This window comes from Pseudomonas sp. GW821-FHT05H12 (genome assembly GCF_059419385.1).
In genome coordinates, this window is the sequence record NZ_JBWKRS010000005.1 from 1 (window position 1) to 26,816 (window position 26,816).

Here is a 26,816-nt window from a genome sequence, read left to right on the forward strand (position 1 = left end):
GCAGTGAAACGATGCATCGCCGATGGTAGTGTGGGGTTTCCCCATGTGAGAGTAGGTCATCGTCAAGATTAAATTCCAGAACCCCTGTTTGCTAACGCAGACAGGGGTTTTGTTTTGGGCGGTCGAAAACCAGATCACCGTACATCCCCCGACAAATTTGCACAGTTATTTCTGAACCAGACCACTAGAATAGCCACCTAACCTTTTTTAGAGTCTGAGCCCTACCTATGCCGGATCCGGTTGATGCCCTCGAGGTGTCGGATTTACCACTGGACGACCTGGTGGCATGCCATGAGTGCGATCTGCTGATGCGCAAACCATCGCTCGCCCTCGGCGAAAAGGCCCAATGCCCGCGATGCGGTTACGAGCTCTACGCCCACCGTCACAACGTCGTTGAACGCAGCCTCGCGCTGGTGATCGCCGCGTTGCTGTTGTTCATCCCTGCGAACTTTTTACCCATTATGCAGCTCAACTTACTTGGGCAGACGTCCGAGGACACGGTATGGAGCGGTGTCGTGGGCTTGTTCGATACAGGTATGCAAGGCGTCTCCATCGTAGTGTTCCTGTGCAGTATGGGGATCCCTCTGCTCAAACTGCTGTGCCAGTTGGCTGTGTTGCTCAGCATTCGCTGGAACATCGGCCGCAGCTATGGGCTGCTGCTGTACCGCATCTACCATCACATGAAGGATTGGGGGATGTTGGAGGTCTACTTGATGGGCGTACTGGTGGCGATCGTAAAACTCGCCGACATGGCCGCCATCACGATCGGCCTGGGGCTGGCCTGCTTTGTCAGCCTATTGATGGTGCAGGTGCTGCTTGAGGTGGTGATGTCGCCCCACCAGATCTGGGAAGCCCTTTCAGGAGAGGATGAACATGCGGGCGATTGATGCAGGCATTCTGATTTGTACCGAATGCCACGAGTTGAACAAGCAGGACCCCGATAACGATGAACAGATCTGCACCCGCTGCGGTGCGTTGATCCATGCCCGTCGTCCTAACAGTCTCACCCGTACCTGGGCGCTGCTGATTACCGCGGCCATCTTGTACATTCCAGCCAACCTGTTACCCATCATGACCATCAACTCGCTCGGCCAGGGTGACCCCAGTACCATCATGGCCGGGGTGATCCAGCTGATGCAGCATGGCATGTTCCCCATCGCTGCCGTGGTGTTCATTGCCAGTATCCTGGTGCCGACCTTCAAGCTGGTGGGCATAGGTCTGCTACTGTTCTCGGTGCAGCGCCATCAACCGCTGTCCGCGCAACAACGTATTGTGATGTACCGTTTTATCGAGTTCATTGGCCGCTGGTCCATGCTGGATATCTTCGTGATCGCCATCCTGGTGGCGGTCGTAAACTTTGGGCGACTTGCCAGTGTCGAGGCCAATCTCGGCGCTGCGGCGTTCGCCAGTGTGGTGATCTTGACGATGCTTGCCGCAGTAACTTTTGATCCCCGACTGATTTGGGACAACACGGAGTCGGACGACGACCATGAGTGATTTGCCAAAAGCTAAAACCCGCCCAGCCTCCAACTGGTCGGCCATTTGGGTCCTGCCCCTGATTGCGTTGATCATCGGCGGCTGGCTGGGATGGCGTGCCTATACCCAGCAGGGCATCGAAATCCAGGTTCGCTTTGAAAGCGGCGAAGGCATCCAGGTCAACAAGACCGAAGTGGTCTACAAAGGCATGCCCGTGGGCAAGGTCAAGACCCTGGCCCTGGACGATGAGGGTAACAATCGGGGAGTCATTGCCACCATCGAGATGAACAAGGACGTCGAGCAATACCTCAAGACCAACACCCGCTTCTGGCTGGTCAAGCCCAGTGTCAGCCTGGCCGGTATCACGGGGCTGGAAACCCTCGTCTCGGGTAACTACATCGCCGCCAGCCCTGGCGACGGCGAACCCACGCGTAAATTCAAGGCGCTCTCCGAAGAGCCGCCGTTGTCCGATGCCAAGCCCGGCTTGCACCTGACCATCAAGGCCGATCGCCTTGGCTCCCTGAACCGCGGCAGCCCGGTGTTCTACAAGCAGATCCAGGTCGGCCAGGTTAAAAGCTACCTGCTGTCCGAAGACCAGAGCACCGTCGAGATCAAGGTCTACATCGAACCGACCTACGCCAGCCTGGTGCGCAAACATACCCGTTTCTGGAACGCCAGCGGCATCAGCATCGACGCCAACCTCTCCGGCGTAAAAGTGCGCAGCGAATCCCTGTCCAGCATCGTCGCCGGCGGCATCGCCTTCGCCACGCCGGAAAACCGCAAGGACAGCCCACCCACCGACCCGAGCTTGCCGTTCCGCCTGTATGAAGACTTCGACGCCGCCGCAGCGGGCATCAAGGTCAAGGTCAAACTCACCGACTTCGAAGGCCTGCAAGCCGGGCGCACGCCGGTGATGTACAAAGGCATCCAGGTCGGTAGCCTGAAAACCCTGAAGATCGACCCTGACCTGTCCAGCGCCAACGCCGAGCTGACGCTCGACCCATTGGCCGAAGACTACCTGGTACAAGACACCCAGTTCTGGGTGGTCAAACCGTCGATTTCCCTGGCCGGCATCACCGGCCTGGAAGCCTTGGTCAAAGGCAACTACATCGCCATCCGCCCAGGTGACAAAGGCAGCGCTCCCCAGCGCGAATTTGTCGCCCGCGCCAAAGCGCCACCGTTGGATCTGCGCTCCCCAGGCCTGCACATGGTGCTGTTCACCGACAACCTCGGCTCCCTGGATGTCGGCAGCCCGATTCTCTACAAACAGGTCAAGGTCGGCTCGGTGCAGAGCTACCAGTTCTCGCGTAAGAACAAGCAACTGGTGATCGGTGTGCACATCGAGAAGGAATACGAAAACCTGGTCAACGGCTCGACGCGTTTCTGGAACGCCAGCGGCGTTACCCTGACCGGTGGACTCACCGGCGGCATTCAGGTGAAAAGCGAATCCCTGGCCAGCCTGATGGCCGGTGGCATCGCCTTCGAAACCCCAGAGCCGAACGTGCCGTTGAAAAAACGCATCCCGCGTTTCCGTTTGTTCGCCGATCGCGAAGCGGCCAATCAACACGGCACCCTGGTGACCATCAAGGTTGATCGCGCCGACGGCCTGCGTCCCGGCACACCGATACGCTTCAAAGGGCTGGACGTGGGCAAGATCGAGAACGTCGACCTCAGTGCCGACATGCAATCGGTCCTGCTGAGCGCGCGCATCACTCAAGTGGCCGATCGCATTGCGCGCACGGGCAGCCAGTTCTGGGTGGTCAAGCCTGAGCTGGGCCTGATGAAAACCTCGAACCTGGAAACGTTGGTCACCGGCCAATACATCGAAGTGCAGCCCGCCGTCAAAAACGCCGGGCCGCAAAAAAGCTTCGTGGCACTGGATGAACCGCCGAAAGCCATCCATCAGGAAGAGGGCCTGAGCCTCACGCTTAGCGCCGCCCGCCGTGGTTCACTGAAAGAGGGCGTTCCAGTGACCTACCGTGAAGTGACCGTCGGCAAAGTCACTGGCTACGAATTGGGCCAGACGGCTGACCGTGTGCTTATCCACATCCTGATCGAACCGAAATACGCACTGCTGGTACGCAGTGGCAGCCGCTTCTGGAACACCAGCGGTTTCGGCCTCGACTTCGGTCTGTTCAAAGGCGCAACGGTGCGCACCGAGTCTCTCGAAACTCTGGTGGCCGGTGGCATCGCCTTCGCAACACCCGACGGCGAGCGCATGGGTAACGCTGCACGGCCGCAGCAAACCTTCCCGCTGTTCGACAAGTTTGAAGATGAATGGCTGACCTGGGCGCCGAAGATTCCGCTCGGCAAGTAGACCGAGGCGCGGCCTTCGCGGGCAAGCCCGGCTCCCACAGGGGAATGCATTTTCAGAAACAATGCATTCCAAATGTGGGAGCGGGCTTGCCCGCGATGAGGCCCGAACAGGCAACAAAAAAGGCCCCTGGATTCTCATCCAGGGGCCTTTTGCATTTCAGCCGAAAAAATCAGACCTCATCCAACTCCGGCTCATCCGCCTGCACATTCACCGTCGCCTTCACCACATCATGACGGCGGATGTACTTCCAGTCCGCCTCATCGATATAGATTCCGTTCGGCCCGCTACCGCCTTCCAGGTCGATCGCCACCTGCGCCGACACCTGCGGCTTAACACTCGCCAGGATCGGCACAAAGCCCAGCTGCAAGCTGGTTTCCAGCAATGCCGCCTGGTTCTTCTCGTCGATGTCCGCCGCCTCATCGAGGTAGTAAGGCAGGCGCACGCGCCCGGCCTGGTCACGGTCCATCAAGTGCAGCAACAAGTACATGTTGGTCAGCGCCTTGATGGTCATGGTGGTGCCGTTGGAGGCCGCACCGTCGATGTCGGTGTGAATCACCGGCTGGCCGTGCACCTTGGTGATCTCGAACGCCAGTTCAAACAAGTCCTTGAGGCCCAACTGGTTATGGTTGGCGGCCACCAGGCGAGCCAGGTATTCCTTGGCCTCTTCGTTCTTGTTGTCCTGTTCGGCGCTCTGGCTCAGGTCGAACACCGACAGCGTTTCACCTTCTTCATACTGGCCGGCACTGTGGATGATCTGGTCGATGTGCTTGAGCGCTTCCTTGTTCGGCGCCAACACGATGCGGAAGCTCTGCAGGTTGGACACCTGACGCTTGTTGATCTCGCGGTTGAATAACGCCAGTTGGTGCTCAAGGCTGTCGTAGTCGCTGCGGATATTGCGCAGGGTCCGCGCGATATCGGTCACCGCCGCACGGCGTGCCTTGCCCAGGGTCAGGGCTTCGTCGGTACGGTGCGCATAGGCGTTGATCAGCAACTGCAGGCGACGCTCAACGTCATCCTCGCTGTCGAACTTGGCCACGCCCTTGAGGCGCACTTGCGCGTACAGCGCTTCGATCTGGCCATCGGCGCGCAGCAAGCCTTGCCAGCTGTCCTGATAGTCATTGAGCAGCGGCAGCAGGTTGTCCATGGAGTCGTCGACCGGGTCCATGAACGGGGTGCCAAACGGCAAGTCAGCCGGCAGCAACTGACGACGACGCAAGGCGTCATCCAGGGTGCGCTGCTTGGCTTCCATATCGCCGATCTGGCGGCCTACCAGTTGCAGCTTGGCCGACAGCTGCTGGACGCGCTCGGTAAACGCATCGCTGGAGCGCTTCAACTCGTCTTGCGCCGCTTCCATCTGCGCCAGGTTTTCCAGCTTCTCGCCTTCTTCCGCGCTCAGGGTCTGTGCACGGCGGAAGTCTTCCAGCGCTTTTTGCGCATCCAGCACCTGCTGGTACAGCGCTTCGGTCTGGGTCTTGCTCGCCGCGCGGTCAGCGGCTACGGCCTGCTGGGTCTTGAGCTGCTTGAGTTCTTTTTCCAGGCGCTCCTTCTGGTCACGCAACGCTGCGCGGTCCGCCAGGGCCTGCAAAGCCGGTGGTTCGATGTGGGAGATGTCGATGGACAGCCCCGGCACTTCAAAGCGCTCACCCTTGAAGCCATCGAGGATCTGCTCCAGGGATTTGACCCACTGGCCGTCCTCGTCCAGCGTGATGCCATGCTCGCCCAGCGGCAGGCTGAACAACGAACTGTTGAACAGGCGCATCAGACGCTCGACGTCCTGCTGCGAGAATTCTTCGCGCAGCTTGGCGTAGCTGTTGTTGTCCGCGTGATCGAGCTGCTGCTTGACCGACTTCAGGCGCTTCTCCAGGTCGCGCAAGCGTTCGTCCAGGTCCTCGGCGCTGAACTGCCGCGACTGCGCCAGGGCGCCCGCCAGTTCATCGTGAGCATCCTTGGCCGCCAGCAACTGCTGCTCCAGCACCTTCACGTCATCGACCAGCGCAAAGCGATGCTTGAGCACCGACAACTCGCCCAGCCAGCGCTGGATGCCACTGATCTCCCGCTCAAGGCGCATCAGCTCCTGGGTGCCGCCACGCTGGTCGTTTTGCAGCGCGTCCTGCTCGTTGCGGTAGTGCTCGGCCTGAATGGTCAGTTCTTCCTTGCGTGCACTGGCGTAGTCCGACCAGGTGCCCAGCAGCGAATCCAGCAGCGGCGACAGGCGATGCAGTTTGCCGCGCAGGACATCGCGCTGTTTCACGCCGTTGGACAAGGCCTCCACCAGCGGCCCGGCGGCCACCAGCGAGTTGTAGTCCTGTTCCATGCGTCGTACATCACGGAAAGCTTCTTCGCACGCGGCGATGTAGTCCACGCTGCCGGAGCGCAGGCTGTGTTCGAACGCATCGAGGAACAGTTGCTTGAGCTTGGCCGCGGTGATTTCACGCATGTGCAGCAGGTTGATAAACAGTGCGCGGAAGGTCTTCAGGCTCTGCTCGCTGGTGGAGCGCAGCGGAATCAACGTCAGGTCCAGCGGGATCGACGTGTGGCCGCCCACCAGCAAACGGCGCAGTTCATCGGGCTTGAGTTCGTAGGCTTTCAGGCCTTCGCGCTCAAGGTTGGTGAACAATTCCTTCTGGCGCAGGCAGGTGTCGTTCTTCTGGTAGTGCGCCAGATCCAGCTTGCCGGCATAGGCAAAGAACTGGTGACCGAAACCGCCACCCGGGCCGCGACCTACCACGCCGATCACATGCGGGCCGTGGGGCAGGGACACTTCCACGAGGATGTAGCTGGTGTCGCTGGCAAAGTAGAACCGGCGCGATTGTTCCAGGGTGTACTTGCCGAAGCTCATGTCCGACATGCGTGCCAGGATCGGGAACTGCAAGGCGTTGATCGACGCAGATTTACCCAGGTTGTTCGCGCCATACACCGACAGCGGCTCTTCCAGCGGGAACAGGCCCAGGCTGTAGCCGGCGGTATTCAATAGGGCGAAGCGGCGGATGCCGTAGCGTTCCTTACTCATGCGTCGGTCTCCTGTTCTTCGGCAATGGCACGGGCCAGGGCGTCTTCTTCGCTTTCATCGGCAAAGTCGCTCAAGTCCAGCGGGTCATCGGTTTTCAGCAGTTTCTCATCGCTGTCTTCATCGATGATCACCGGTGCCGGCAACGGCAACACGCTGTGCACGCTGGCCGCCAGGTCGCGGTCCTGCTGCACCGAGAGGCACACGTCGAGGAAACGGTGCATTGGCGGCAGGAAGCGGTACACGCCGTTGTCTTCGCTGGCAAACCCGAGTTGGGTCATGCGGCGCATGATCTTTTCTTCGAGTTCTTCCTGGGTCTGCACCTCGGCCTGGATAAACAGGTCGCGGTACTTCTCCAGCAACGACGGCAGCTCATCGCGGCCCAGGCTGCCACCGTCGAGCACGGCAATCGGGTCGCGGCCCTGGTCGGCCAGGTGCTCGACGATGATGAAGGTGAACAGCGCCAGGCGTTGCGCGGTCTTGTTCACCTGCGCGGCGGCCACGGCGGTGTCCGGCACGAAGTAGTAGAAACCACGGGTGTCGCACACCAGTTCAAAGCCCAGGGCCTTGAACAGCGTGCGGTACTGGTCCTGGAAATTCGACAATTGCGCGTACAGCTCCGGGTCGCGGCGGCTGACGTGATAACCCTTGAACAGCTCGCGAAAGATCGGCGCCAGCTGGGACAGTTCGGAAAGATCAAGATGCATGAGGTGTGCTCGCGGAATTCTCGGTCGCTTCAACAGCGGCCGGGAGCAGGGCGAAGGAGCGCAGGCTGACCTGGTGCTCGTGTGTGTGGTAATCGCGGCGTTCCAGGCGTTCGCGCTTGAAGCGTTTTTCGCGGGACAGGCGTGAGAACCAGTACAGCAATTCGTCGGTGGCGCCGTTCGGTTCCTGCTCCAGCAGCCAGGTCATCAGGTCCGGCATCGGCAGCGCGTCTTCGCAGCGCTCGAGCATTTCCTTGACCGTGCGCGGTGCACGCTGGGCGTCGCCTTTGTAGGACTTGTGCGCTTTTGGAAACTTTGCCGGTTTCGGTTCGAAGTTCGCCAGTGCGTATACATAAGCTTCCACCTGGCTCGCGCTGCCGAGGAAGGTGCTTTGCGGCCGGGTGAACATCGGCATCGCCGCTTGCGGCACCGCGTCCAGGCCTTTGCGGCGGATCGCCGACAGGGCCAGCGCCGCGCCACGGGTCACGGCGTTGTGCCGGCGTGCTTCTTCACGCAGGGGCAGCAGCAGTTCCCGCGCATGGCGCAAGGTCAGCTGGGCGCTGGTCTGCATTTCGAGGATGCGCGCGTGGGTGCGCAGCAACATGTCGTCGTCCACCAGGTGGCCCAGGCGCTGTTGCTCGGTGAGCAGGCGCAGCAACACGTTTTCCACCTTGCGCACGCCTTGCTCGAAGGCGCCGTCGGCGTTTACCAGTTGGATCATCGGTTCGACGTATTCGTCCCAGGTCGCCAGGACCTCGGCGTAACGCTGGCGCAACGGGATCTGCCGGTCGCTGGTCTTGGCCCGGTCGGCCACGGCAGCGAGGGCCTGTTCGTCGTTGGCGAGTTTTTTCAGCACGTCCCGCACGCGCATGTCGAGCAAGCGCAGCTGGCGGGCGAGGTCGTGGCCATCACGGATGTCGAAGGCGTCCTGGATATAACCCGCCAGGCGCTCAAGGTGGCGCAGGTAGGCTTCGATTTCCAGGCACAGGCCAAGCCGGTGCTCCTTGCGAAGATAGGCCAGGAAGTCGTGGATCTGCGCATTGAGCTCGAAACGGTTCGGGCTCTTGGCGACAGGCACCAGGATATCCAGGCGAATCCACACGTCCAACAGGCTGGTAATGTCCTGTGGCGTGCTGTCCAGTTGTTGGGCGGCCAATTGTGCGCGCAGTTCGCCCAGGCTCAAGGTGCCTTGGTCGAAGTGTTCGCACAGTGGCTCAAGTAAGGCCCAGTGTTCGGCGAGGGCGCGCAGGACGCGCTTGGGTTCGATCATGGGAAAGGCCGCTGGTTGGCGATGAAAAGTCGCGATTGTACTGCATCGGGCGGGGGATTTATCCACAGCCGGTCAGTGCGCAGTGGGCGATTGTTGCCGAACAGCGGTAGAATCCCCGCTCTTTAGTTATCCACAAGTGGCCGAGCTGTGCTTATCGAGTCCCGACGTCGCGCTTACTTGACCGCCATGCAGGTGGTCAACTGGCTGCCCCGCACCGAACTACCGTTTGCCGCGCCGTCGCGGCCCGAGCTGCTGGAAGCGCTTGAGCCCTATGACGCATTCGAGGCGTCGGGAGAGGAGGCAGCGGCGCCGGTCGCTGTGACCAAGCCGCCTGCGCCCGTACGTCCGGTGGTAGAGCGCGCCAAGATCGAAGTGCCACGCCCTTCGACGGCGGCCAAGGCGCCCGTGGTAGCCGAGGAGGCTGCCCCAGTGGTCAAGGCCCCGGTCGTGCCGCCGCCGCGTTTTGCCCTGCAATTGCTGCGTGCCGGGCGCTGTCTGCTGCTGGTGGAACTGCCCACCGGCGAACGCTTCCAGACCCGCGACCCGGCCTACATGCTGCTCAAGGACATGCTGCGCGCCGCCGGCCTGCCCGACAGCCCGCAAATCATCGGCGACCCGGTGCGCTGGCCGCTCTTGGTACGTGGCAACATGAACCAGGGCCCCGAAGCCGCACGGGATTTTGTGCAAGGTTTTGTGTCGGCACGCCTGGAAGACGAACCCTGCGTGTGCCTGTGGCTGATCGGCCTGCCTGCCGTACGCTTCGCCGGCGAGGCCAATGCCGAAGCGTGGTACCGCGAGCTGCAGGTCGAAGGCCTGGGCTCGGTCTGGGCCCTGCCGGGCCTGGAATTATTAATGGAAGAGCCACAGCGTAAGGCTGATGTCTGGCAAGCCATGCGCCGGCTGATGGCGCGCTGGAAAACAACTGATGAGTGAGGCTTTATCCTTCCGCCCGATGACCGAGGCTGACCTCGACGCCGTGCTGAAAATCGAATACGCGGCGTTCAGCCACCCCTGGACCCGCGGAATCTTTCTCGATGGGCTGGGCAAGTACCAGATCTGGCTGATGTTCGAAGGCGAGCAGCAGGTGGGCCACGGCGTGGTCCAGATCATCCTCGATGAAGCGCATCTGCTGAACATCACCGTCAAACCCGAAAACCAGGGCCGTGGCCTTGGCCTGGCGTTGCTGGAGCACCTGATGTCCCGCGCCTACGCCGCCAGTGCCCGGGAGTGCTTCCTGGAAGTACGCGACAGCAACACCGGCGCCTTCCGCCTGTACGAGCGCTACGGCTTCAACGAAATCGGCCGCCGCCGGGATTACTACCCCGCCGTGGGTGGCCGCGAAGACGCGGTTGTCATGGCCTGCACCCTGGTCGACTAACCAACACGCCGCTGTAGGAGCCCGGCTTGCCGGCGATAGCGCCCTCAAGATCGCCATCGCCGGCAAGCCGGCTCCTACAGGTTGTGGTGGATAGTCGGTATGAAGGCGTGTCAGGGCTTACCGTCTATCGGGTCGACATCAGCCAATTCCGCCTCATCCAACCCATTCCCGCCGCCAATCTGATCTTCACCCACGATGCTCAAATCCCAATCGGCCTGATCACCCTCGCCCAGCTCGCGGGCATCCCGTGCACCGTCTTCATGGATCAGCGTTTCCGGGCTCATGTCATCGTCCGTCGACTCGTGATCATCGGTGGATCCGCCGGTAAGCCCGGCCTCACGCACCCGTTCGTCGGGCATCCGGTGTTCACGTTCACGCCGCGGGATCTCATCGCCGATCTCCGCCGTGGGTTCCTCTTCGTCAAAGTCCAGTTCGCGCATCGAACCCATGCGGTCTTCATTGTCATCAATGGGTTCCGGTTGCGTTGCACCGTAGGGACGTCGTGATTCAGTCATGGCCAATCCTCATACTGTGGGGCTTATAGTGTGTGGACAGGCGGCACGGCCCAAAGATTCAAGCGGATTCATGCTTGTTATTCAACGGCAGGGCGTGACCTGGACGTGGGGTTGTCAGTCACAAAACTGCGCATCATTCCTGAGGCTTTCCCTGATGAACGAACTACAAGACCTGCTTGATAACAACGAACGCTGGGCGGACGCGATCAAACAGGAAGATCCCGAATTCTTCGCCAAGCTTGCCCGCCAGCAAACCCCGGAATACCTGTGGATCGGCTGCTCCGACGCCCGGGTACCGGCCAACGAGATCGTCGGCATGCTGCCGGGTGATCTGTTCGTGCACCGCAACGTGGCCAACGTGGTGCTGCACACCGACCTCAACTGCCTGTCGGTCATCCAGTACGCGGTGGACGTGCTCAAGGTCAAACACATCCTGGTCACCGGCCACTATGGCTGCGGCGGCGTACGTGCCTCGATGCAGGACCGTCAGTTCGGCCTGATCGACGGCTGGTTGCGCACCATTCGTGACCTCTACTACGAAAACCGTGATCTGTTGGCCCAGCTGCCAACCGAAGAAGAGCGCGTCGACCGGATGTGCGAGCTGAACGTGATCCAGCAGGTGGCCAACGTCGGGCATACCAGCATTGTGCAAAACGCCTGGCACCGTGGGCAGAGCCTGTCGATCCATGGCTGCATCTATGGCATCAAGGACGGTCGCTGGAAGAGTTTGAACACCACCATCAGTGGTTTCGAGCAGCTACCGCCGCAATATCGTCTGCGCCCGCTGGGCGAAGCTTAAGGCCGGTTACGTTCGTACCATTGCCTGCCTTCGGCGTTCGGGGCTTCCGCGTTGCCGGTGATCCAGCCCCGGCAGTTCGGCTCGCCGCACTGGCAGGCGAATTGCCGGAACAGCACGTCCTCGGTGGTGGCGTAATCCATGGTCAGCTGTTCGCCTGCCGGGATATGACGTACGGTCCAGGCCTCCAGGTAATGCAAGTCGAGGAACACGTTCGGATTGCACGAATGCATGACCAGGCCTGTGAACCAGCAGTCGTACAGGTGGATGCGTGGGGATAACCGCAACGTGTGCACGCGTCGTTCGCTCAGTGCATAGCCGGAGATCTTGGCGATGCACACGCGGCTGTCGAAGGCGACGAGCGTTCGGATACCGGTTTGCATGCCATTGGCCATTTGCATCACTTCAAAATGCTCCGTCGTGGGGTAACCCAGGCCCAGTAACAGCTTGAAGGGATAAAGGTAATTGCTCTTGGCTTTTTTGGCCTTGTCCTTGGCTTGAGTGTTCATGACTCTCCTGGCTTAGGCTGCATCGACCTGCGGAGAGTGTCTGACTGCCAGTCTTGCAGCGAATGGGCGCACTTCAAGACTTGCTCAAGTTACAACCAATTTCTACTGTCAAATCTGACAGTAGAAATTGGTTTTTTTTTGTGCGCCCTACAGCGCTGGGGCAGTGACGGAAGGGGCGGGAGCGGCGCTTTTCAGCTGTTTAAGCTGGGCTTTGACAGGCGGCGTGGCGCATTTGGCGTTGGCTTGCTCCGGCGGCAAGTTGCGCACCGAGGTGTAGAACAGTTCACAGGTCTGTTCCTTGCGGGTGACCTGCCAGGTGTTCATGCAGGCCTTGAGCAATACATTCGGATCGCTCGCCGGTTTCTGTCCCATCCCGGCCTGCCAGCAAGCGGCGCTCAGGTCCTGGCCCATCACTTTCAAACCGGCTTCATCGGCCTTTTGTTCGTTACCGTCATAGGTGGCCGGATCGGCCGCGTACCAGATGTAACTGGGGTGGTTGGCGCCCAGCACCGACACGGTTTTACCTGTCGCCGGGCTGATCTGCGCCAGGCCCAGCACGCCCACGGTCTGGCCATATTGCTGTTTGATCCAGCTGCGCACCGGCGCGCCGAACGCCACCATTGGCAATGAGCCGTTGGGTTGCAGGCTCAACTCCTTGACCATGCGCGTCTGGTAGTCAGCGAAGTAGCTGTAGACGTTTTCCAGGTCCTTGCCGGCGTTGGACGGCGCGGCAATCGGGGCGATATCGATGATGGTCTGGTACGCCGGTGTTTCGGTGGCCGGGATGCCATTGTCGGTCAGCAGTGTCGCCCAGCGGTCGGTGGTCGCCGACTCCAGGTAATCCTGGGCCTGGGTCAGTGAGTAATCGGGTGGAAAGTGCAGCAGCTCGATGCTTTTGCGGTTTTCCAGGGCCATGCCCAGCGGCAGGAACAGGTACCAGTTATAGGCCCACTTGCCGTCGGTATTGAGCTTGCTGGCGCCCTGGTAGGCCAGGTCGGCGGTGTTGAGTAGCGTGGTCAGCGGTTGGCCGTAGTTGTCGGGCACGCCACTGAAGGTGGCCGACACCTGCCCATCATGGGTCTTCACACTGACTTTGGCCCGGCTGTAACCGTCTCGCTGCAGGCTCTGGTTCAAATAATGCTCGGCGGTCTGCTCCAGCGTCCACGGGCGCAAGCAGATCACGTTGCAGTTATTGGGAAAAGCGAACAGCTGGGTCACACGTTGCGTGCTGCCCAGCGGTACTTCGATGTCGGCCTGTACGACCGCACTGGCCATCAGTGCGGCCAGGGTGAAGGACAACCTGGTCGGTTTAAACATTGTCTGTTCCTTGTCAGCGAAAGCCCGTCTGCGCGGGGTGAAAGCCCACGTGCACACAGTAGCGGTTGACCAGGAAAACCGCGTGCTAAATCGCCAGCTGTGTCGCTATTGGATAAGAAAACCTACAGGGTGAACTGCAATGCGTTGCTCAGATCACCCATCGGCTTCTGGCCACGGGCGATCATCGCGTCATCACGCTGCTTGAGGCCGTCCAGGGTCTCCAGCTGGAACACACGGGTGATCAGGCGCAGGATCGACGCCGTGTCGTAAACCGTGTGGTCCACAGTGCCTTTGCGTGCGAATGGCGACACCACCAGCGCCGGAATCCGGGTGCCAGGGCCCCAACGGTCGCCTTTTGGCGGTGCCACGTGGTCCCACCAGCCGCCGTTTTCATCGACGGTCACCACCACCACCATGTTTTTCCACTGCGGGCTTTCTTGCAGCACCTTCAGGGCGCGGGCGATATGGCGGTCGCCCGAGGCCACGTCGGCGTAGCCTGCGTGCATGTTCAGGTTGCCCTGGGGCTTGTAGAAGCTCACGGCAGGCAGCTTGCCGGCCTGGGCATCGGCGAAAAACTTGTTGGTGCTCGACTCATCGCCCAAACCGCCGTCACGCAGGCGCTTGTCCCGCTCGGCGCGGTTTTCCGGCCCCTGTTTCTTGAAGTAGTTGAACGGCTGGTGGTGGTACTGGAAGTTCGGGATCTTGGGGATGCCGCCCGAGTCCTTGAACTGATCCAGCGTGGCCTGCCATGCCCCGGCGTACCACGCCCAGTCGACGTTCTTTTTCGACAGCTTGTCGCCAATGTGCTCGTGGGTTTGCGGCACCAGCACGTTGGGCAGGTCGGGTTTGGAGTAGTCCGGGTTTTCCGGGTCGCGAATCCACGTTGGCCAGTAAGGCGGGGCCAGGGTATTTACGCCGTAGCCGTCCGGGGTCAGCGCGCTGGGGCCGAACTGCGGCGGGCCGGTCATGGCGCTGGCCGGGGATTTGTCCAGGGGCTTGAGACGCGGGTCGGTCGGGTCATCGCTTTGCAGCGTGGCGATCTGTGCCTTGGCCACCGATTGCGCGGCATTCGGATAAAACGGTGCCGTGGCGCTGATCAGGTACTGGTGGTTGAGGAACGAGCCACCAAATGCACCCTGGAAGAAGTTATCGCAGAGCACAAATTCCTTGGCCACATCCCACAACCGCAGGGAGTACCGGCTCTGGGCGTAATACCCCATCACCAGGCCACCGGAGTCAGCCCAGGCGACAAAGTTGTCGTTTTTGCCGCCGTTGATCTGCATCTGGTTCTGATAAAACACGTGCCACAAGTCGCGGGTCACCAGGCTCAGGGGCAGGTCTTCAGCGTTCGGGCCCTTGAGGGCGAAAGGCGCGTTGGGCAGGTTTTCCTGGAATTGCACTTCGCTGGGGTAGGTCACCCCGTCCACGCTTTGCGGGCCTACTTGCAACACACCGCCCCAGGCGGGCGGCAGGGTGGTCAGCAGGCTGCCGTCACGGTCGCGTTGCTGCACGTCGGCCGCAGAGAGGGCTGACAGTGGCTTCTCGACGCCAGGGAAGTCGGCAAACAGGTTGTTGAAACTGCGGTTCTCGGCGTAGATCACCACCACGGTTTTCACCTGGTCGTGCAGGGCCTTGTCCAGCTCTTGCGGAGTGAGCGGTCGCGCCACCGGCTTGCCCGGTGCTTCGCTGGTTTTGCCGCACGCACTCAAGGTTGCGCCGACCCCCAGCACTGCCGCGCCTCCCAGGAAACGCCGGCGGCTGGTGTCTACCGGCGCCGGGTCTGCGGAATCGGGGGAAGGGCGGTCTTCGTGCTCATCACTCATTGTTGGGAGTCCCTGTCGAGGTGTTGCAAGATATTTCGCAGGACGGTAACAACGCAATGTGACGGAAAGAAGACAGCGGTTTGAATCAGAGGATCAGAGCAGGCGCAGGGCCAATTGGGCACCAGCGCGCAAGTACTCCACCTGTGCCGTCACCGCATCCTTGACGATGGCTTCGCCGGTGTCAGTCAGCTTGGCTTTTTTTGCATCGATGACACTGGTCTGCAACAGCTGCATGGCCACGTCGATCGATTTCTGGAACGCGGTCACGTTGTTATGCAGGCCAAACTCCTTGATGACGGTGGCCATGCGGCGATCAGCGTCGTCACGCAAGGCCCTGTACTCAGTGACCGAGACGGTGTCGTCCTGGTAGATATCAGTGATCAACTCTTCCAGTGATTTGGATAGGGGCGTCATCGGATTTTCCTTGGTGTTGGGTGAGGGAGGAATCCGAATCAGATTAATCAAAGGCCCTGGCGGAAGGAGTCAGGGGTTGTCGTTGCCGGGTGTACGACAACCCCACGTGATCAATGAGACGTTGCTATCAAGGCATGACCGGTGGCAGATATTTCAATGTAGTCCCCAGTGCCCACAACAGGAACAGCACCAACGGCGTGTGCACCAGCAACTGCACAAACGAGAACCCAATCAGGTCCCGTGCCTTCAACCCCAGTACGCCCAGCAGCGGCAACATATAGAACGGGTTGATCAGGTTCGGCAGCGCCTCGGCAGCGTTGTAGATCTGCACCGCCCAGCCCAGGTGGTATTGCAGGTCATTGGCCACCTGCATCACGTAAGGCGCTTCGATGATCCACTTGCCGCCGCCCGACGGGATAAAGAAGCCGAGCACCGCCGAGTACACGCCCATCAACAAGGCATAGGTGTCGTGGGAGGCAATGGAGGTGAAGAACAGCGAGATATGGTGCGCCAGGGTCTGGCCGTCGCCGCCCTTGACCACGGTCATCAGCGCCGCAATCGAGCCATACAGCGGGAACTGGATCAGCACGCCCGTGGTGGTCGGCACCGCACGGGCCACGGCATCAAGGAAGCTGCGCGGGCGCCAGTGCAGCAGTGCACCGACCATGATGAACAGGAAGTTGTAGGTGTTCAGCCCCGAGATGGCGCTGATCGCCGGCTTGGTCGAAAACTCGTGGAACAACCAACCGGCCGCCAGCAACGCCAGCAGAATGGTCAGCAACGGGCTGTGTTCCAGCCATTCGCCCGGGCGAGTCGGTGCTTGCACCTTGGGCAGATTGAACGCCGGGTCGACGCCGCAAGCCTTGGCATCACGGGCGCTGTTCGGCCCGGGTGCGGTGGCGTAGGCAATAATCAGCGAGACCACAATCAGCGCCAACAGCAGCACGCCCGATTGCCACAGGAAGATGGTGTCGGTGAACGGGATCACCCCGGTAATCGACAAAATCGACGGCGGCAGGCTGGCCGGGTTGGCCTGCAGTTGCGCGGCCGACGACGACAGCCCCAAGGCCCACACGGCCCCAAGACCCAAGTAGGCCGCAGCGCCGGCAGCACGGTAATCCATGCGCAAATCGGTGCGACGGGCCAGCGCACGCACCAGCAAACCGCCGAACACCAGGGACAGGCCCCAGTTCAGCAGGGAGGCAACCATGGAGATCAACGCCACCCACGCCACGGCCGAGCGGCCGTTCTTCGGGATGCGCGCCAGGCGATCGATCAGCTTCACCGCAGGTGGAGAGCTGGCGACCACGTAACCGCCGATCACCACAAAGGCCATCTGCATGGTGAACGGAATCAGGCTCCAGAACCCGTCACCAAAGGCCTTGGCGGCTTCGGCCGGCGCAGCGCCCATGCCCAGGGTCGCCACGGCGACAATGATCACGGCGAGGGCGGCGAACACCCAGGAGTCAGGAAACCAGCGTTCGGCGAAGTTGGAACAACGCAGGGCAAATCGGGCATAGCGGCTTTCTTCGATAGCATCGGCCACGAGTCATTCCTCTTGTATTTATTATGGGTGTTGGCAGTTTTACGGCATGTTCCGCTACGGCCATTGATATGGGAATGCAGTTATCTTCATCGATCAATGAGGAAAACAAATATATCTGTCGTGATTGCCATCACTCGGCCCAACTCATAACCTGCACGCCATTTTGTTTGTCTGCCGAGCCTTGTCATGACTGCCACCTCTTTCCCACGGGCGCAGCGTTTTTCCCGCTCCGACTACAAAACCCTGGGCCTGGCCGCCCTGGGCGGGGCCCTGGAAATCTACGACTTCATCATCTTCGTGTTCTTCGCGCTGACCCTCAGCCAACTGTTCTTCCCCCCGGAAATGCCCGAATGGCTGCGCCTGCTGCAAAGCTTCGGTATTTTCGTCACCGGCTACCTGGCGCGGCCGCTGGGCGGCATCCTGATGGCACATTTTGCCGATCATCTGGGGCGCAAACGGGTGTTCAGCCTCAGCATCCTGATGATGGCGTTGCCCTGCCTGCTGATTGGCGTCATGCCAACCTATGCGCAAATCGGCTATTTCGCCCCATTGATTCTGCTGGCGCTGCGCGTGCTGCAAGGCGCCGCCGTGGGCGGTGAAGTGCCGAGCGCCTGGACCTTCGTCGCCGAACACGCGCCGAGAAACCATCGCGGCTACGCCCTGGGCTTCCTGCAAGCCGGCCTGACCTTTGGTTACCTGCTGGGCGCGCTGACCGCCACCTTGCTGGCGCAAGTCTTCACCCCGGCCGAAATCCTCGACTACGCCTGGCGCTTCCCCTTCCTGCTCGGCGGTGTGTTCGGCGTGATCGGCGTGTGGCTGCGCCGCTGGCTCAGCGAAACCCCGGTGTTTCTTGAAATGCAGGCCCGCCGCCAGGCCGCCGCCGAACTGCCGCTGCGCACCGTATTGCGCGACCACCGCGCCGTGCTGCTGCCGGCGATGATCCTCACCTGCGTGCTCACCTCCGCCGTGGTGGTGCTGGTGGTCATCACCCCTACCATGATGCAGAAAACCTTCGGCATGAGCCCCAGCCACACCTTTGCCTTGAGCGCCTTGGGCATCGTGTTCCTGAACATCGGCTGCGTGCTTGCCGGCCTGTTGGTGGACCGCATCGGCGCCTGGCGCGCGGTGCTGGTCTACAGCCTGCTGTTACCGGTGGGGGTTGCTGTGTTGTACGCCAGCCTCATCGCCGGTGGCGTCTGGCTGGGCGCGGCGTATGCCGTGGCGGGCTTGAGTTGCGGGGTGGTGGGCGCGGTACCGTCGGTGATGGTCGGCCTGTTTCCGGCGCAGGTGCGGGTGTCGGGCATTTCCTTCACCTACAACATTGCCTACGCACTGTGGGCGAGCACCACGCCGCTGCTGTTGATCGCGCTGATGCCGACCAGCCCGTGGATCTGCGTGGGCTATTGCGTGGTGATGGGGGCGGTGGGCGTGGTGAGTGTGGCGCTGTTTGGCAAGCGCCACACCTTGGCTGCGTAGGGCTCAGGTCAGGAAATGCCAGAGCAACAACGTACCGATCAAGCCGACGACTGAAACGATGGTCTGCAACACCGACCACACCCAGATCGTCTGCTTCAACTGCAGGCCGAAATACTCGCGCACCATCCAGAACCCGGCGTCGTTGACGTGGCAGAAGAACACCGAGCCGGCGCCAATCGCCAGGGCCACCAGTGAGCTTTGCGTGGCCGCCAGCCCGGCCATCATCGGCGCGAGGATGCCCGCCGTCGTGGTGGTGGCGACGGTGGCCGAGCCGGTGGCCTGGCGCAAGGCCACGGCGATCAACCACGCCAGCAGCAGGTACGGCATGTGCGCGCCTTCGGCGACCTTGCTGATGGTCTGGCTGACGCCCGCGTCCAGCAAGGTTTGCTTGAGGCCGCCACCGGCGCCGATGGTCAGCAGCAACACGGCGATCGGCGCCAGGGCCTTGCGCAGGGTGTTGCCGACTTCGGCACGCGGCATGCCGGCCGCCCAGCCCAGGCAGATCACGGCCGCAATCACCGCCAGGCCGAGGGCGATCAGCGGTTCACCGAGGAACTTCAAGGTCAACGCCACCGGGCTCTCCGGTGACATGGCGACCTTGGCCAGGGTGCTGCCGAGCATCAGGATCACCGGCAACAAAATAATCAGCAACGACACGCCGAAGCTCGGCTGGCGCGGCGCCTTGGGCGGTGCGCTGAACAGCGCGCCGATGTCGGCCGGTTCATCCACGTGCAGGCGCTTGGACAGCCAGTTGCCGTAAATCGGGCCGGCGAGGATCACCGCCGGCACCGCCAGGCAGAAGCCCAGCAACATGGTCAGGCCCAGGTCCGCGTGCAACGCACCCACTGCAATCAGTGGGCCCGGGTGCGGTGGCATCAGGGCGTGCAGGGTGGTCATGCCTGCCAGCGCCGGGATGGCGATTTTCAGCAGCGGCAGGTTCGAACGTTTAGCCATCACGAAGATGATCGGCACCATCATCACCAGGCCCACTTCGAAGAACAGCGGCAAGCCGATCACCATGGCCACCAGCGCCATCACCCAGGGCAATGACTTGCCCTTGCCCAGGCCAAGCAGGGTGGTGGCGATGCGGTCGGCGGCGCCGGATTCCGCCATCAGCGCGCCGAGCATCGAGCCCAGGGCAATGATGATGCCGGCTTCACCGAGGATTGCACCGGCACCCTTGCTGAACGCCTTGGCGACCTCCTCCGGTGGCAGCCCGGCGCCGACACCGGCGATGAAGGTGCCGATCAGGATCGACAGGAACGGCGGCAGCTTGGTCGCGCTGATCAGCACGATGATGCTGGCGATGGCCAGCAGTACACAAAACATGAGGCGGGTGTCGTGAACCATCCACGCGGCAGTCGATAACTCCAAAACGGGACTCCTTATCGAACAGGTTGGCTAATTTGTTTCTTTTTGTTTCCTGCACGAAAAGCATACCTGATAGAACCGTGGCAGAGCGCCCGTGTGCGATTTTGGTGCGCCAAAAAATAACGCCGGACTGGCGGCCGGATGACAAATCCGCAAGGCATGCCACTTTTTTGCATCAGGACTCTATCTTTGTAGGAGCCGGCTTGCCGGCGATGACGCCCGCAAGGTCGGCGCAACGGCCAAAACCGTTATCGCCGGCAAGCCGGCTCCTACATGACGAATCAGGAGTACCGCCCCATGAGCGCAGGACACAACCACGCCCAGGTACGCGCCGGCCACGAGCGCAAGTTATGGATGGCCCTGGGCCTGACGGGCAGCTTCATGATCGCTGAAGTGATCGGCGCCTTCGTCACCGGCAGCCTGGCACTGTTGTCCGACGCCGCGCACATGATGACCGACGCCCTGGCCCTGGCGATCTCCCTGGTGGCCATCCAGGTCGCCAAGCGCCCGGCCGACCGCAAGCGCACTTTCGGTTATGCGCGCTTCGAGATACTGGCAGCGGCGTTCAATGCGTTGCTGTTATTCGCTGTAGCGTTCTACATCCTGTATGAGGCGTACCAACGGTTGCAGGCGCCGGCCGAGATCCAGTCCACCGGCATGTTGGTGATTGCAGTGCTGGGGCTGATCGTCAACCTGATCTCCATGCGCCTGCTCAGCGCCGCCAGCGGCGAGAGCCTCAACGTCAAGGGCGCCTACCTGGAAGTGTGGAGTGACATGCTCGGCTCCATCGGCGTGATCATCGCGGCGGTGGTGATCATGCTCACCGGCTGGGGCTGGGTCGACTCGCTGGTGGCGGCCGCCATCGGCTTCTGGGTGTTGCCACGCACCTGGACGCTACTCAAGGAAAGCATGAACGTGCTGCTGCAAGGTGTGCCGGACGGCGTTGATATCGATCAGGTCGAGCAGGGCATTCGTAGCGTGCCTGGGGTGAGGGACGTGCACGACTTGCACATCTGGGCCCTGACCAGCGGCAAGAATGTGCTGAGCACGCACTTGGTCGCCGATGCGTCCCAAGGCTCCGAGCAACAGATCCTCAGTCGAGTGACGAAGTTGCTGCACGAACAATTCGATATTTCCCACGCCACCATTCAGGTCGAGGGCGAAGGGTTTCAGCACGATGAGCATGACGAGGTGCATGCCTGACGGATTTGTAATCTTTGCTCCACCGCCGCGATAAGTGCTGAACGCTACATTGCCCCCGCTGGGAAACCTCAGCAACTTCATGGGCGTGGAACTCTCGTTATGGCACTTTCGCTTAGAACACTGTTGGGGGCGGCCGCCTTGTGGGCCGCCGCCAGTGCCGTCCAGGCACAAACCCTCACCCTCGACTCGGCCCTGCAAACCGCCTTCGCCAACAACCCGGACCTGGCGGCGGCGCAATGGGAAATCGACATCGCCAGGGGCGGTCGCCAGCAAGCGGGGTTGATCCCCAACCCGGTCGCTTCGCTGGATGCCGAAGACACCCGTCGCGATACCCGCACCACCACCCTCAAGCTCAGCCAAACCCTGGAACTGGGTGGCAAGCGTGGCGCGCGTATCGACGTTGCGACGCGGGCCCAGGACGCGGCGGCGCTGACCTTGGAGCAGCGGCGCAACGGCCTGCGCGCCGAGGTGATCGACAGCTATTACAGCGCCCTGCGCGCTCAGGAACGCCTTGACCTGGCGCAGCGCTCGCTGGCCCTGGCCGAGCGCGGCCTGGTGGTCGCCAATGGGCGCGTGACCGCAGGTAAATCGTCGCCGGTGGAAGCGACCCGCGCCCAGGTGCAATTGTCGGAAATACGCCTGGAACTGAACCGCGCCGAGGTCGGCCTCACTGACGCCTATCGTCGCCTGGCCGCCAGCACCGGCAGCGCCGCCACCGACTTCCAGGCCGTTGCCGCGCCAGCCCAAGTGGTGCCGCAATTACCGGCTTCGGCGCAGTTGCTGGCGCGTCTGGAACACACCACCGAGCTGCGCCTGGCCGAATTGCAGATCTTGCAAAGTGAAGCCAGCGTAGGCCTGGAAAAAGCCCAGCGCATTCCCGACCTCGACCTGTCCATCGGCAGCCAATACGACGCCAGTGTGCGCGAACGAGTGAACCTGATCGGCGTGTCGATGCCGATCCCATTGTTCAACCGCAACCAGGGCAACGTACTCGCCGCCAGCCGTCGTGCCGACCAGGCCCGCGACCTGCGCAACGCCACTGAACTGCGCCTGCGCACCGAAACCCGCCAGGCCCTGGACCTGTGGCAAACCGCGAACACCGAAGTGCGTGCTTTCAACCAACAGATCCTGCCCGCTGCCCAGAGCGCAGTGGACAGCGCCACCCGTGGTTTTGAGATGGGCAAGTTCAACTTCCTCGACGTACTTGACGCCCAGCGCACCTTGATCGCAGCCCGCACCCAATACCTCGCGGCCACCGCCCAGGCCACCGACGCCTGGGTGCGCATCGAACGAATCTACGGCGACCTCGCCCGGTTTTGATTTTCTGGAGTCCTCTATGAACCCTAAACATGGCGTGGCGCTTGCCGTCGCCCTCGGCCTGATGCTGTCCGGTTTTGCCAAGGCCGACGAAGAAGAAGGCGCACTTGAACTCACCGAACAGCAGATCCAGGCGGCCGGCATTCAGCTGGCTCAGGCGCAGCCCCGTGCGATCAGCACGATGCTCACGCTGCCCGGCGAAGTGCGTTTCGACGAAGACCGTACCTCGCACATCGTGCCCCGTGCGGCAGGCGTGGTGGAGTCGGTGAAAGTCAATCTTGGCCAGTCAGTAAAGAAGGGCGAGCTGTTGGCGGTGATCGCTAGCCAGCAGATTTCCGATCAGCGCAGCGAGTTGGCGGCCAGCGAGCGTCGTGTCGAACTGGCGCGCACCACCTTCCAGCGTGAGCGCCAGTTGTGGCAGGACAAAATCTCCGCCGAGCAGGATTACCTGCTGGCGCGCCAGGCCCTGCAGGAAGCTGAAATCGCCCTGAACAATGCGCGCCAGAAGATGAACGCCCTCAGCGGCAGCGCGGTGTTGGTGGGCGGCAATCGCTATGAGTTGCGTGCGCCGTTCGCCGGCACCGTGGTGGAAAAACACCTGGGCGTGGGCGAGGTGGTCAGCGAAACCAGCAACGCCTTTACCCTCTCGGACCTGTCCCAGGTGTGGGTCACCTTCGGCGTGTTTCCCAAGGACTTGAACAAGGTGCGTGTCGGCAAGCCGGTGACCGTCAGCTCCACGGAGATGGGCACCGACGTGCAAGGCACCGTGGCCTATGTCGGTAACCTGCTCGGTGAGCAAACCCGCACCGCCACCGTGCGCGTGACCGTGCCCAACCCCGATGACGCCTGGCGCCCGGGCCTGTTTGTGTCGGTGCAGGTGGCGACCGACACCTACCAGGCCAAGGTCACCGTGCCGCAGGCCGCGATCCAGACCGTCGAGGACAAACCCTCGGTATTCGTGCGCACGCCCGACGGTTTTATCACTCGCCATCTGGAACTGGGCGTCAGCGAAAACGGTTATGTCGAAGTGCGCCAGGGCCTCGACGCCGGGGCGCAGGTGGCCACGGTCGGCAGCTTCATCCTCAAGTCCGAACTGGGCAAAGGCTCGGCCGAACACGCCCATTGATCCTGCGAGTGATTCCCCATGTTTGAACGCCTTATCCAATTTGCCATCGAGCAGCGCATCATCGTGCTGCTGGCGGTGCTGTTGATGGCCGGTGTCGGCATCGCCAGCTATCAGAAGTTGCCCATCGATGCGGTGCCCGACATCACCAACGTGCAGGTGCAGATCAACTCCGCAGCGGCCGGTTACTCGCCGCTGGAAACCGAACAGCGCATCACCTTTCCCATCGAAACCGCCATGGCCGGGCTGCCGGGGTTGCAGCAGACCCGTTCGCTGTCGCGCTCCGGGCTGTCTCAGGTGACGGTGATTTTCAAAGACGGCACCGACCTGTTCTTCGCCCGCCAATTGGTCAACGAGCGCCTGCAAGTGGCTCGCGGGCAGTTGCCCGACGGTATCGAAACCGCCATGGGGCCGATCTCTACGGGCCTGGGGGAAATTTTCCTGTGGACCGTGGAGGCCAAGGACGGCGCACTCAAGGACGACGGCACGCCCTACACCCCGACTGACCTGCGGGTGATCCAGGACTGGATCATCAAGCCGCAACTGCGCAACGTGCCGGGCGTGGCCGAGATCAATACCATCGGCGGTTTCGCCAAGGAGTATCAGATCGCCCCCGACCCTAAGCGCCTGGCCGCCTACAACCTGACCTTGGGCGATCTGGTCACAGCGCTGGAGCGCAACAACGCCAACGTCGGCGCCGGGTATATCGAGCGCAGCGGCGAGCAGTTGTTGATCCGCGCGCCGGGCCAGGTGGCGTCTGTCGACGACATTGCCAATATCGTGATCACCACCTCGGACGGCACGCCGATTCGCGTGCGCAACGTGGCGCAGGTCGACATCGGCCGCGAGTTGCGCACGGGGGCGGCCACCGAAAACGGCCGGGAAGTGGTGCTGGGCACGGTGTTCATGCTGATCGGCGAAAACAGCCGCACGGTGTCCCAGGCGGTGGCGAAGAAACTTGAGGAGATCAATCGCTCGCTGCCCGAAGGCGTGGTAGCGGTCACCGTTTACGACCGCACCAACCTGGTGGAAAAAGCCATCGCCACCGTGAAGAAAAACCTCTTCGAAGGGGCGCTGCTGGTGGTGGCCGTGCTGTTCCTGTTCCTGGGCAACATTCGTGCGGCACTGATCACCGCGATGGTGATTCCGCTGGCGATGCTGTTCACCTTTACCGGGATGTTCACCAACAAGGTCAGCGCCAACCTGATGAGCCTTGGCGCGCTGGACTTCGGCATCATCGTCGACGGCGCGGTGGTGATTGTCGAAAACGCCATTCGCCGCCTGGCCCACGCGCAACAACGTCACGGGCGATTGCTGACGCGCAGCGAACGCCTGCACGAAGTGTTCGCCGCCGCCAAGGAAGCGCGGCGTGCGCTGATCTTCGGGCAGTTGATCATCATGGTGGTGTACCTGCCGATCTTCGCCCTCACCGGGGTGGCCGGGAAGATGTTCCACCCGATGGCGTTCACCGTGGTGATCGCCTTGTTCGGCGCGATGATCTTGTCGGTGACCTTCGTGCCGGCGGCCATCGCGTTGTTCGTCACCGGCAAGGTCAAGGAAGAAGAAAACCTGGTGATGCGCACCGCACGCCGCGCCTATGCGCCGGTGCTCGATTGGGTGATGGCGCGCCGTCCGCTGGTGTTTGGCTTGGCGGTGTTGACCATCGTGGGTTCGGGCTGGGTCGCCAACCGCATGGGCAGCGAGTTTATCCCCAGCCTCAGCGAAGGCGACTTCGCCCAGCAAGCCCTGCGCGTACCCGGCACCAGCCTCACGCAATCGGTGCAGATGCAGCAGCAATTGGAAAAAACCTTGATGGCCCAGGTGCCGGAAATCGAGCGGGTGTTTGCACGCACCGGCACGGCGGAAATCGCCTCGGACCCCATGCCGCCGAACATTTCCGACAGCTACGTGATGCTCAAGCCGAAGGACCAGTGGCCGGACCCGAAAAAGTCCCGCGAAGCCCTGGTCGCCGATATCCAGCGTGCCAGTGCAATTGTGCCGGGCAGTGCGTATGAACTGTCGCAACCGATCCAGCTGCGCTTCAACGAGCTGATTTCGGGCGTGCGCAGCGATGTGGCGGTGAAGGTGTTTGGCGATGACATGGCGGTGCTGAACAGGACCGCCGCTGAAATCGCCGAGACCTTGCAAACCCTCAACGGTGCCTCGGAGGTAAAGGTGGAGCAGACGTCCGGCCTGCCGGTACTGACCATCAATATCGACCGCGACAAGGCCGCGCGTTTTGGCCTGAATGTGGGCGATGTGCAGGACACCATTGCCGTCGCCGTTGGCGGGCGCCAGGCCGGCACGCTGTACGAAGGCGACCGCCGTTTTGACATGGTCGTGCGTTTGTCTGACGCGTTGCGCACCGACATTGACGGCTTGTCACGGTTGTTGATCCCGGTGCCGGCGTTGGCCAGCAATGCCTCGGGGCAATTGGGGTTTATTGCGTTGTCCCAGGTGGCCAGCCTGGACCTGGTGCTTGGCCCCAATCAAATCAGCCGCGAGAACGGCAAGCGCTTGGTGATCGTCAGTGCCAATGTGCGTGGGCGTGACATTGGCTCGTTTGTGGATGAGGCCGAGGCGGCCATTACCGCGCAAGTCAAGGTGCCAGCCGGTTACTGGACCACCTGGGGTGGCCAGTTCGAACAATTGAAAGAAGCCTCCGAGCGTTTGCGCATCGTGGTGCCGGTGGCCTTGCTGCTGGTGTTCGGGTTGCTGTTCATGATGTTCAACAACCTCAAGGATGGGTTGCTGGTGTTTACCGGCATTCCGTTCGCGTTGACCGGTGGGATCATGGCGCTGTGGCTGCGTGATATTCCGCTGTCGATCTCGGCGGGAGTGGGGTTTATCGCGTTGTCTGGTGTGGCAGTGCTCAACGGGCTGGTGATGATTGCGTTTATCCGCAACCTGCGCGAGGAGGGGCGTTCGTTGTCGGTCGCGATCCACGAAGGCGCGCTGACACGCTTGCGCCCGGTGTTGATGACAGCGCTGGTGGCGTCCCTCGGCTTCATCCCCATGGCGCTGGCCACCGGCACCGGCGCCGAAGTGCAGCGCCCGTTGGCGACGGTGGTGATCGGCGGCATCATCTCCTCCACCTTGCTGACCTTGCTGGTGCTGCCGGCCCTCTACCAATGGGCCCATCGCAAAGAAGAGTCATGAAACACCACAGACAACATGTAGGAGCTGGCTTGCCGGCGATGCAGGCGCCTCGGTGTATCAGTGGCAGCGCAGTGATGCCATCGCAGGCAAGCCAT

The 26,816-nt window shown here is 61.8% G+C and carries 21 protein-coding genes; 11 read left to right on the forward strand and 10 right to left on the reverse strand.

Features of this window, described 5'->3' with window-relative positions:
• The first annotated feature begins 227 nt into the window (after window positions 1-227).
• From AC07SU_RS05705 to AC07SU_RS05715, 3 genes are read left to right on the forward strand one after another with little or no spacing between them, the layout of a single operon-like run.
• Window positions 228-887 carry a paraquat-inducible protein A gene (locus tag AC07SU_RS05705; protein ID WP_176995247.1) on the forward strand — a complete coding sequence of 220 codons (660 nt, stop codon included), beginning with the start codon at window positions 228-230 and terminating at the stop codon, window positions 885-887.
• On the forward strand, window positions 874-1,497 hold the full coding sequence (locus AC07SU_RS05710; RefSeq protein WP_176995246.1) for a paraquat-inducible protein A: 624 nt from the start codon (window positions 874-876) through the stop codon (window positions 1,495-1,497). Before AC07SU_RS05705 ends, AC07SU_RS05710 begins: the two co-directional genes overlap by 14 nt.
• On the forward strand, window positions 1,490-3,793 hold the full coding sequence (locus AC07SU_RS05715) for a PqiB family protein (RefSeq protein ID WP_494996477.1): 2,304 nt from the start codon (window positions 1,490-1,492) through the stop codon (window positions 3,791-3,793). The genes AC07SU_RS05710 and AC07SU_RS05715 overlap by 8 nt, the downstream gene beginning before the upstream one ends.
• A 169-nt stretch (window positions 3,794-3,962) precedes the next feature.
• Here the strand turns inward: AC07SU_RS05715 and mksF are convergent, their stop codons facing one another.
• The 3 genes from mksF to mksB are packed head-to-tail and all read right to left on the reverse strand — an operon-like array spanning window position 3,963 to window position 8,774.
• Complete coding sequence (gene mksF, locus AC07SU_RS05720; protein WP_176995244.1) at window positions 3,963-6,803, reverse strand: Mks condensin complex protein MksF; 2,841 nt, start codon at window positions 6,801-6,803, stop codon at window positions 3,963-3,965.
• Window positions 6,800-7,507 carry an Mks condensin complex protein MksE gene (gene mksE / locus AC07SU_RS05725; RefSeq protein ID WP_135290752.1) on the reverse strand — a complete coding sequence of 236 codons (708 nt, stop codon included), beginning with the start codon at window positions 7,505-7,507 and terminating at the stop codon, window positions 6,800-6,802. The genes mksF and mksE overlap by 4 nt, the downstream gene beginning before the upstream one ends.
• The gene (gene mksB, locus AC07SU_RS05730) at window positions 7,497-8,774 is read right to left on the reverse strand and encodes an Mks condensin complex protein MksB (RefSeq protein ID WP_176995243.1); all 1,278 of its coding nucleotides are present in this window, start codon (window positions 8,772-8,774) and stop codon (window positions 7,497-7,499) included. The genes mksE and mksB overlap by 11 nt, the downstream gene beginning before the upstream one ends.
• Before the next feature lie 186 nt (window positions 8,775-8,960).
• Between mksB and AC07SU_RS05735 the strand changes: the two genes are divergently transcribed.
• Together AC07SU_RS05735 and rimI are read left to right on the forward strand one after the other, a co-directional pair.
• A complete protein-coding gene (locus tag AC07SU_RS05735; protein WP_494996569.1) occupies window positions 8,961-9,707 on the forward strand; it encodes an energy transducer TonB in 747 nt (248 codons plus the stop codon).
• On the forward strand, window positions 9,700-10,152 hold the full coding sequence (rimI, locus tag AC07SU_RS05740; RefSeq protein WP_005784514.1) for a ribosomal protein S18-alanine N-acetyltransferase: 453 nt from the start codon (window positions 9,700-9,702) through the stop codon (window positions 10,150-10,152). The genes AC07SU_RS05735 and rimI overlap by 8 nt, the downstream gene beginning before the upstream one ends.
• 110 nt (window positions 10,153-10,262) lie before the next feature.
• Here rimI and AC07SU_RS05745 read toward each other — a convergent pair whose 3' ends face one another.
• Complete coding sequence (locus AC07SU_RS05745; RefSeq protein WP_494996478.1) at window positions 10,263-10,667, reverse strand: serine kinase/phosphatase; 405 nt, start codon at window positions 10,665-10,667, stop codon at window positions 10,263-10,265.
• Between the two features lie 154 nt (window positions 10,668-10,821).
• Here AC07SU_RS05745 and can point away from each other — a divergent pair, with 154 nt between their 5' ends.
• Complete coding sequence (can, locus tag AC07SU_RS05750; RefSeq protein WP_046070813.1) at window positions 10,822-11,466, forward strand: carbonate dehydratase; 645 nt, start codon at window positions 10,822-10,824, stop codon at window positions 11,464-11,466.
• On the opposite strand, the gene AC07SU_RS05755 is transcribed toward can, so the two are convergent.
• The 5 genes from AC07SU_RS05755 to AC07SU_RS05775 all read right to left on the reverse strand — a co-directional run bounded on the left by AC07SU_RS05755 (window position 11,463) and on the right by AC07SU_RS05775 (window position 17,072).
• Complete coding sequence (locus tag AC07SU_RS05755; RefSeq protein WP_494996479.1) at window positions 11,463-11,972, reverse strand: SET domain-containing protein-lysine N-methyltransferase; 510 nt, start codon at window positions 11,970-11,972, stop codon at window positions 11,463-11,465. The genes can and AC07SU_RS05755 overlap by 4 nt on opposite strands.
• Window positions 11,973-12,119: 147 nt before the next feature.
• Window positions 12,120-13,289, reverse strand: coding sequence for a hypothetical protein (locus AC07SU_RS05760; RefSeq protein ID WP_494996480.1), 1,170 nt, complete (start codon window positions 13,287-13,289; stop codon window positions 12,120-12,122).
• Window positions 13,290-13,411: 122 nt separating this feature from the next.
• Complete coding sequence (locus AC07SU_RS05765; RefSeq protein WP_494996481.1) at window positions 13,412-15,112, reverse strand: acid phosphatase; 1,701 nt, start codon at window positions 15,110-15,112, stop codon at window positions 13,412-13,414.
• A gap of 93 nt (window positions 15,113-15,205) precedes the next feature.
• Complete coding sequence (locus AC07SU_RS05770; RefSeq protein WP_494996482.1) at window positions 15,206-15,526, reverse strand: hypothetical protein; 321 nt, start codon at window positions 15,524-15,526, stop codon at window positions 15,206-15,208.
• A gap of 127 nt (window positions 15,527-15,653) precedes the next feature.
• Window positions 15,654-17,072, reverse strand: a complete 1,419-nt coding sequence (locus AC07SU_RS05775) for a short-chain fatty acid transporter (RefSeq protein ID WP_259172017.1) — start codon at window positions 17,070-17,072, stop codon at window positions 15,654-15,656.
• Between the two features lie 186 nt (window positions 17,073-17,258).
• Here AC07SU_RS05775 and AC07SU_RS05780 point away from each other — a divergent pair, with 186 nt between their 5' ends.
• Window positions 17,259-18,548 (forward strand): MFS transporter, encoded by a 1,290-nt coding sequence (locus tag AC07SU_RS05780; RefSeq protein ID WP_176995236.1) that lies wholly within the window; start codon window positions 17,259-17,261, stop codon window positions 18,546-18,548.
• Window positions 18,549-18,551: 3 nt separating this feature from the next.
• Here AC07SU_RS05780 and AC07SU_RS05785 read toward each other — a convergent pair whose 3' ends face one another.
• Entirely contained in the window at window positions 18,552-19,922 is a 1,371-nt protein-coding gene (locus AC07SU_RS05785; RefSeq protein WP_176995235.1) for a GntT/GntP/DsdX family permease, read from the reverse strand.
• A gap of 294 nt (window positions 19,923-20,216) precedes the next feature.
• Here AC07SU_RS05785 and AC07SU_RS05790 point away from each other — a divergent pair, with 294 nt between their 5' ends.
• From AC07SU_RS05790 to AC07SU_RS05805, 4 genes are all read left to right on the forward strand, one after another.
• Window positions 20,217-21,122 carry a cation diffusion facilitator family transporter gene (locus AC07SU_RS05790; protein WP_494996483.1) on the forward strand — a complete coding sequence of 302 codons (906 nt, stop codon included), beginning with the start codon at window positions 20,217-20,219 and terminating at the stop codon, window positions 21,120-21,122.
• A gap of 99 nt (window positions 21,123-21,221) precedes the next feature.
• Window positions 21,222-22,442 (forward strand): TolC family protein, encoded by a 1,221-nt coding sequence (locus tag AC07SU_RS05795; protein ID WP_494996484.1) that lies wholly within the window; start codon window positions 21,222-21,224, stop codon window positions 22,440-22,442.
• 16 nt (window positions 22,443-22,458) lie between these two features.
• A complete protein-coding gene (locus AC07SU_RS05800) occupies window positions 22,459-23,565 on the forward strand; it encodes an efflux RND transporter periplasmic adaptor subunit (RefSeq protein WP_176995232.1) in 1,107 nt (368 codons plus the stop codon).
• Window positions 23,566-23,583: 18 nt separating this feature from the next.
• On the forward strand, window positions 23,584-26,721 hold the full coding sequence (locus tag AC07SU_RS05805) for a CusA/CzcA family heavy metal efflux RND transporter (protein WP_494996485.1): 3,138 nt from the start codon (window positions 23,584-23,586) through the stop codon (window positions 26,719-26,721).
• The last annotated feature ends 95 nt before the right edge of the window (window positions 26,722-26,816 follow it).

What these genes read in the sequence shown, in the direction of transcription:
- AC07SU_RS05705 (WP_176995247.1), top strand. Translation starts at nt 228, where the DNA reads ATGCCGGATCCGGTTGATGCCCTCGAGGTGTCGGATTTACCACTGGAC.
- AC07SU_RS05710 (WP_176995246.1), top strand. Translation starts at nt 874, where the DNA reads ATGCGGGCGATTGATGCAGGCATTCTGATTTGTACCGAATGCCACGAG.
- AC07SU_RS05715 (WP_494996477.1), top strand. Translation starts at nt 1,490, where the DNA reads ATGAGTGATTTGCCAAAAGCTAAAACCCGCCCAGCCTCCAACTGGTCG.
- mksF (WP_176995244.1), bottom strand. Translation starts at nt 6,803, where the DNA reads ATGAGTAAGGAACGCTACGGCATCCGCCGCTTCGCCCTATTGAATACC.
- mksE (WP_135290752.1), bottom strand. Translation starts at nt 7,507, where the DNA reads ATGCATCTTGATCTTTCCGAACTGTCCCAGCTGGCGCCGATCTTTCGC.
- mksB (WP_176995243.1), bottom strand. Translation starts at nt 8,774, where the DNA reads ATGATCGAACCCAAGCGCGTCCTGCGCGCCCTCGCCGAACACTGGGCC.
- AC07SU_RS05735 (WP_494996569.1), top strand. Translation starts at nt 8,961, where the DNA reads ATGCAGGTGGTCAACTGGCTGCCCCGCACCGAACTACCGTTTGCCGCG.
- rimI (WP_005784514.1), top strand. Translation starts at nt 9,700, where the DNA reads ATGAGTGAGGCTTTATCCTTCCGCCCGATGACCGAGGCTGACCTCGAC.
- AC07SU_RS05745 (WP_494996478.1), bottom strand. Translation starts at nt 10,667, where the DNA reads ATGACTGAATCACGACGTCCCTACGGTGCAACGCAACCGGAACCCATT.
- can (WP_046070813.1), top strand. Translation starts at nt 10,822, where the DNA reads ATGAACGAACTACAAGACCTGCTTGATAACAACGAACGCTGGGCGGAC.
- AC07SU_RS05755 (WP_494996479.1), bottom strand. Translation starts at nt 11,972, where the DNA reads ATGAACACTCAAGCCAAGGACAAGGCCAAAAAAGCCAAGAGCAATTAC.
- AC07SU_RS05760 (WP_494996480.1), bottom strand. Translation starts at nt 13,289, where the DNA reads ATGTTTAAACCGACCAGGTTGTCCTTCACCCTGGCCGCACTGATGGCC.
- AC07SU_RS05765 (WP_494996481.1), bottom strand. Translation starts at nt 15,112, where the DNA reads ATGAGTGATGAGCACGAAGACCGCCCTTCCCCCGATTCCGCAGACCCG.
- AC07SU_RS05770 (WP_494996482.1), bottom strand. Translation starts at nt 15,526, where the DNA reads ATGACGCCCCTATCCAAATCACTGGAAGAGTTGATCACTGATATCTAC.
- AC07SU_RS05780 (WP_176995236.1), top strand. Translation starts at nt 17,259, where the DNA reads ATGACTGCCACCTCTTTCCCACGGGCGCAGCGTTTTTCCCGCTCCGAC.
- AC07SU_RS05790 (WP_494996483.1), top strand. Translation starts at nt 20,217, where the DNA reads ATGAGCGCAGGACACAACCACGCCCAGGTACGCGCCGGCCACGAGCGC.
- AC07SU_RS05795 (WP_494996484.1), top strand. Translation starts at nt 21,222, where the DNA reads ATGGCACTTTCGCTTAGAACACTGTTGGGGGCGGCCGCCTTGTGGGCC.
- AC07SU_RS05800 (WP_176995232.1), top strand. Translation starts at nt 22,459, where the DNA reads ATGAACCCTAAACATGGCGTGGCGCTTGCCGTCGCCCTCGGCCTGATG.
- AC07SU_RS05805 (WP_494996485.1), top strand. Translation starts at nt 23,584, where the DNA reads ATGTTTGAACGCCTTATCCAATTTGCCATCGAGCAGCGCATCATCGTG.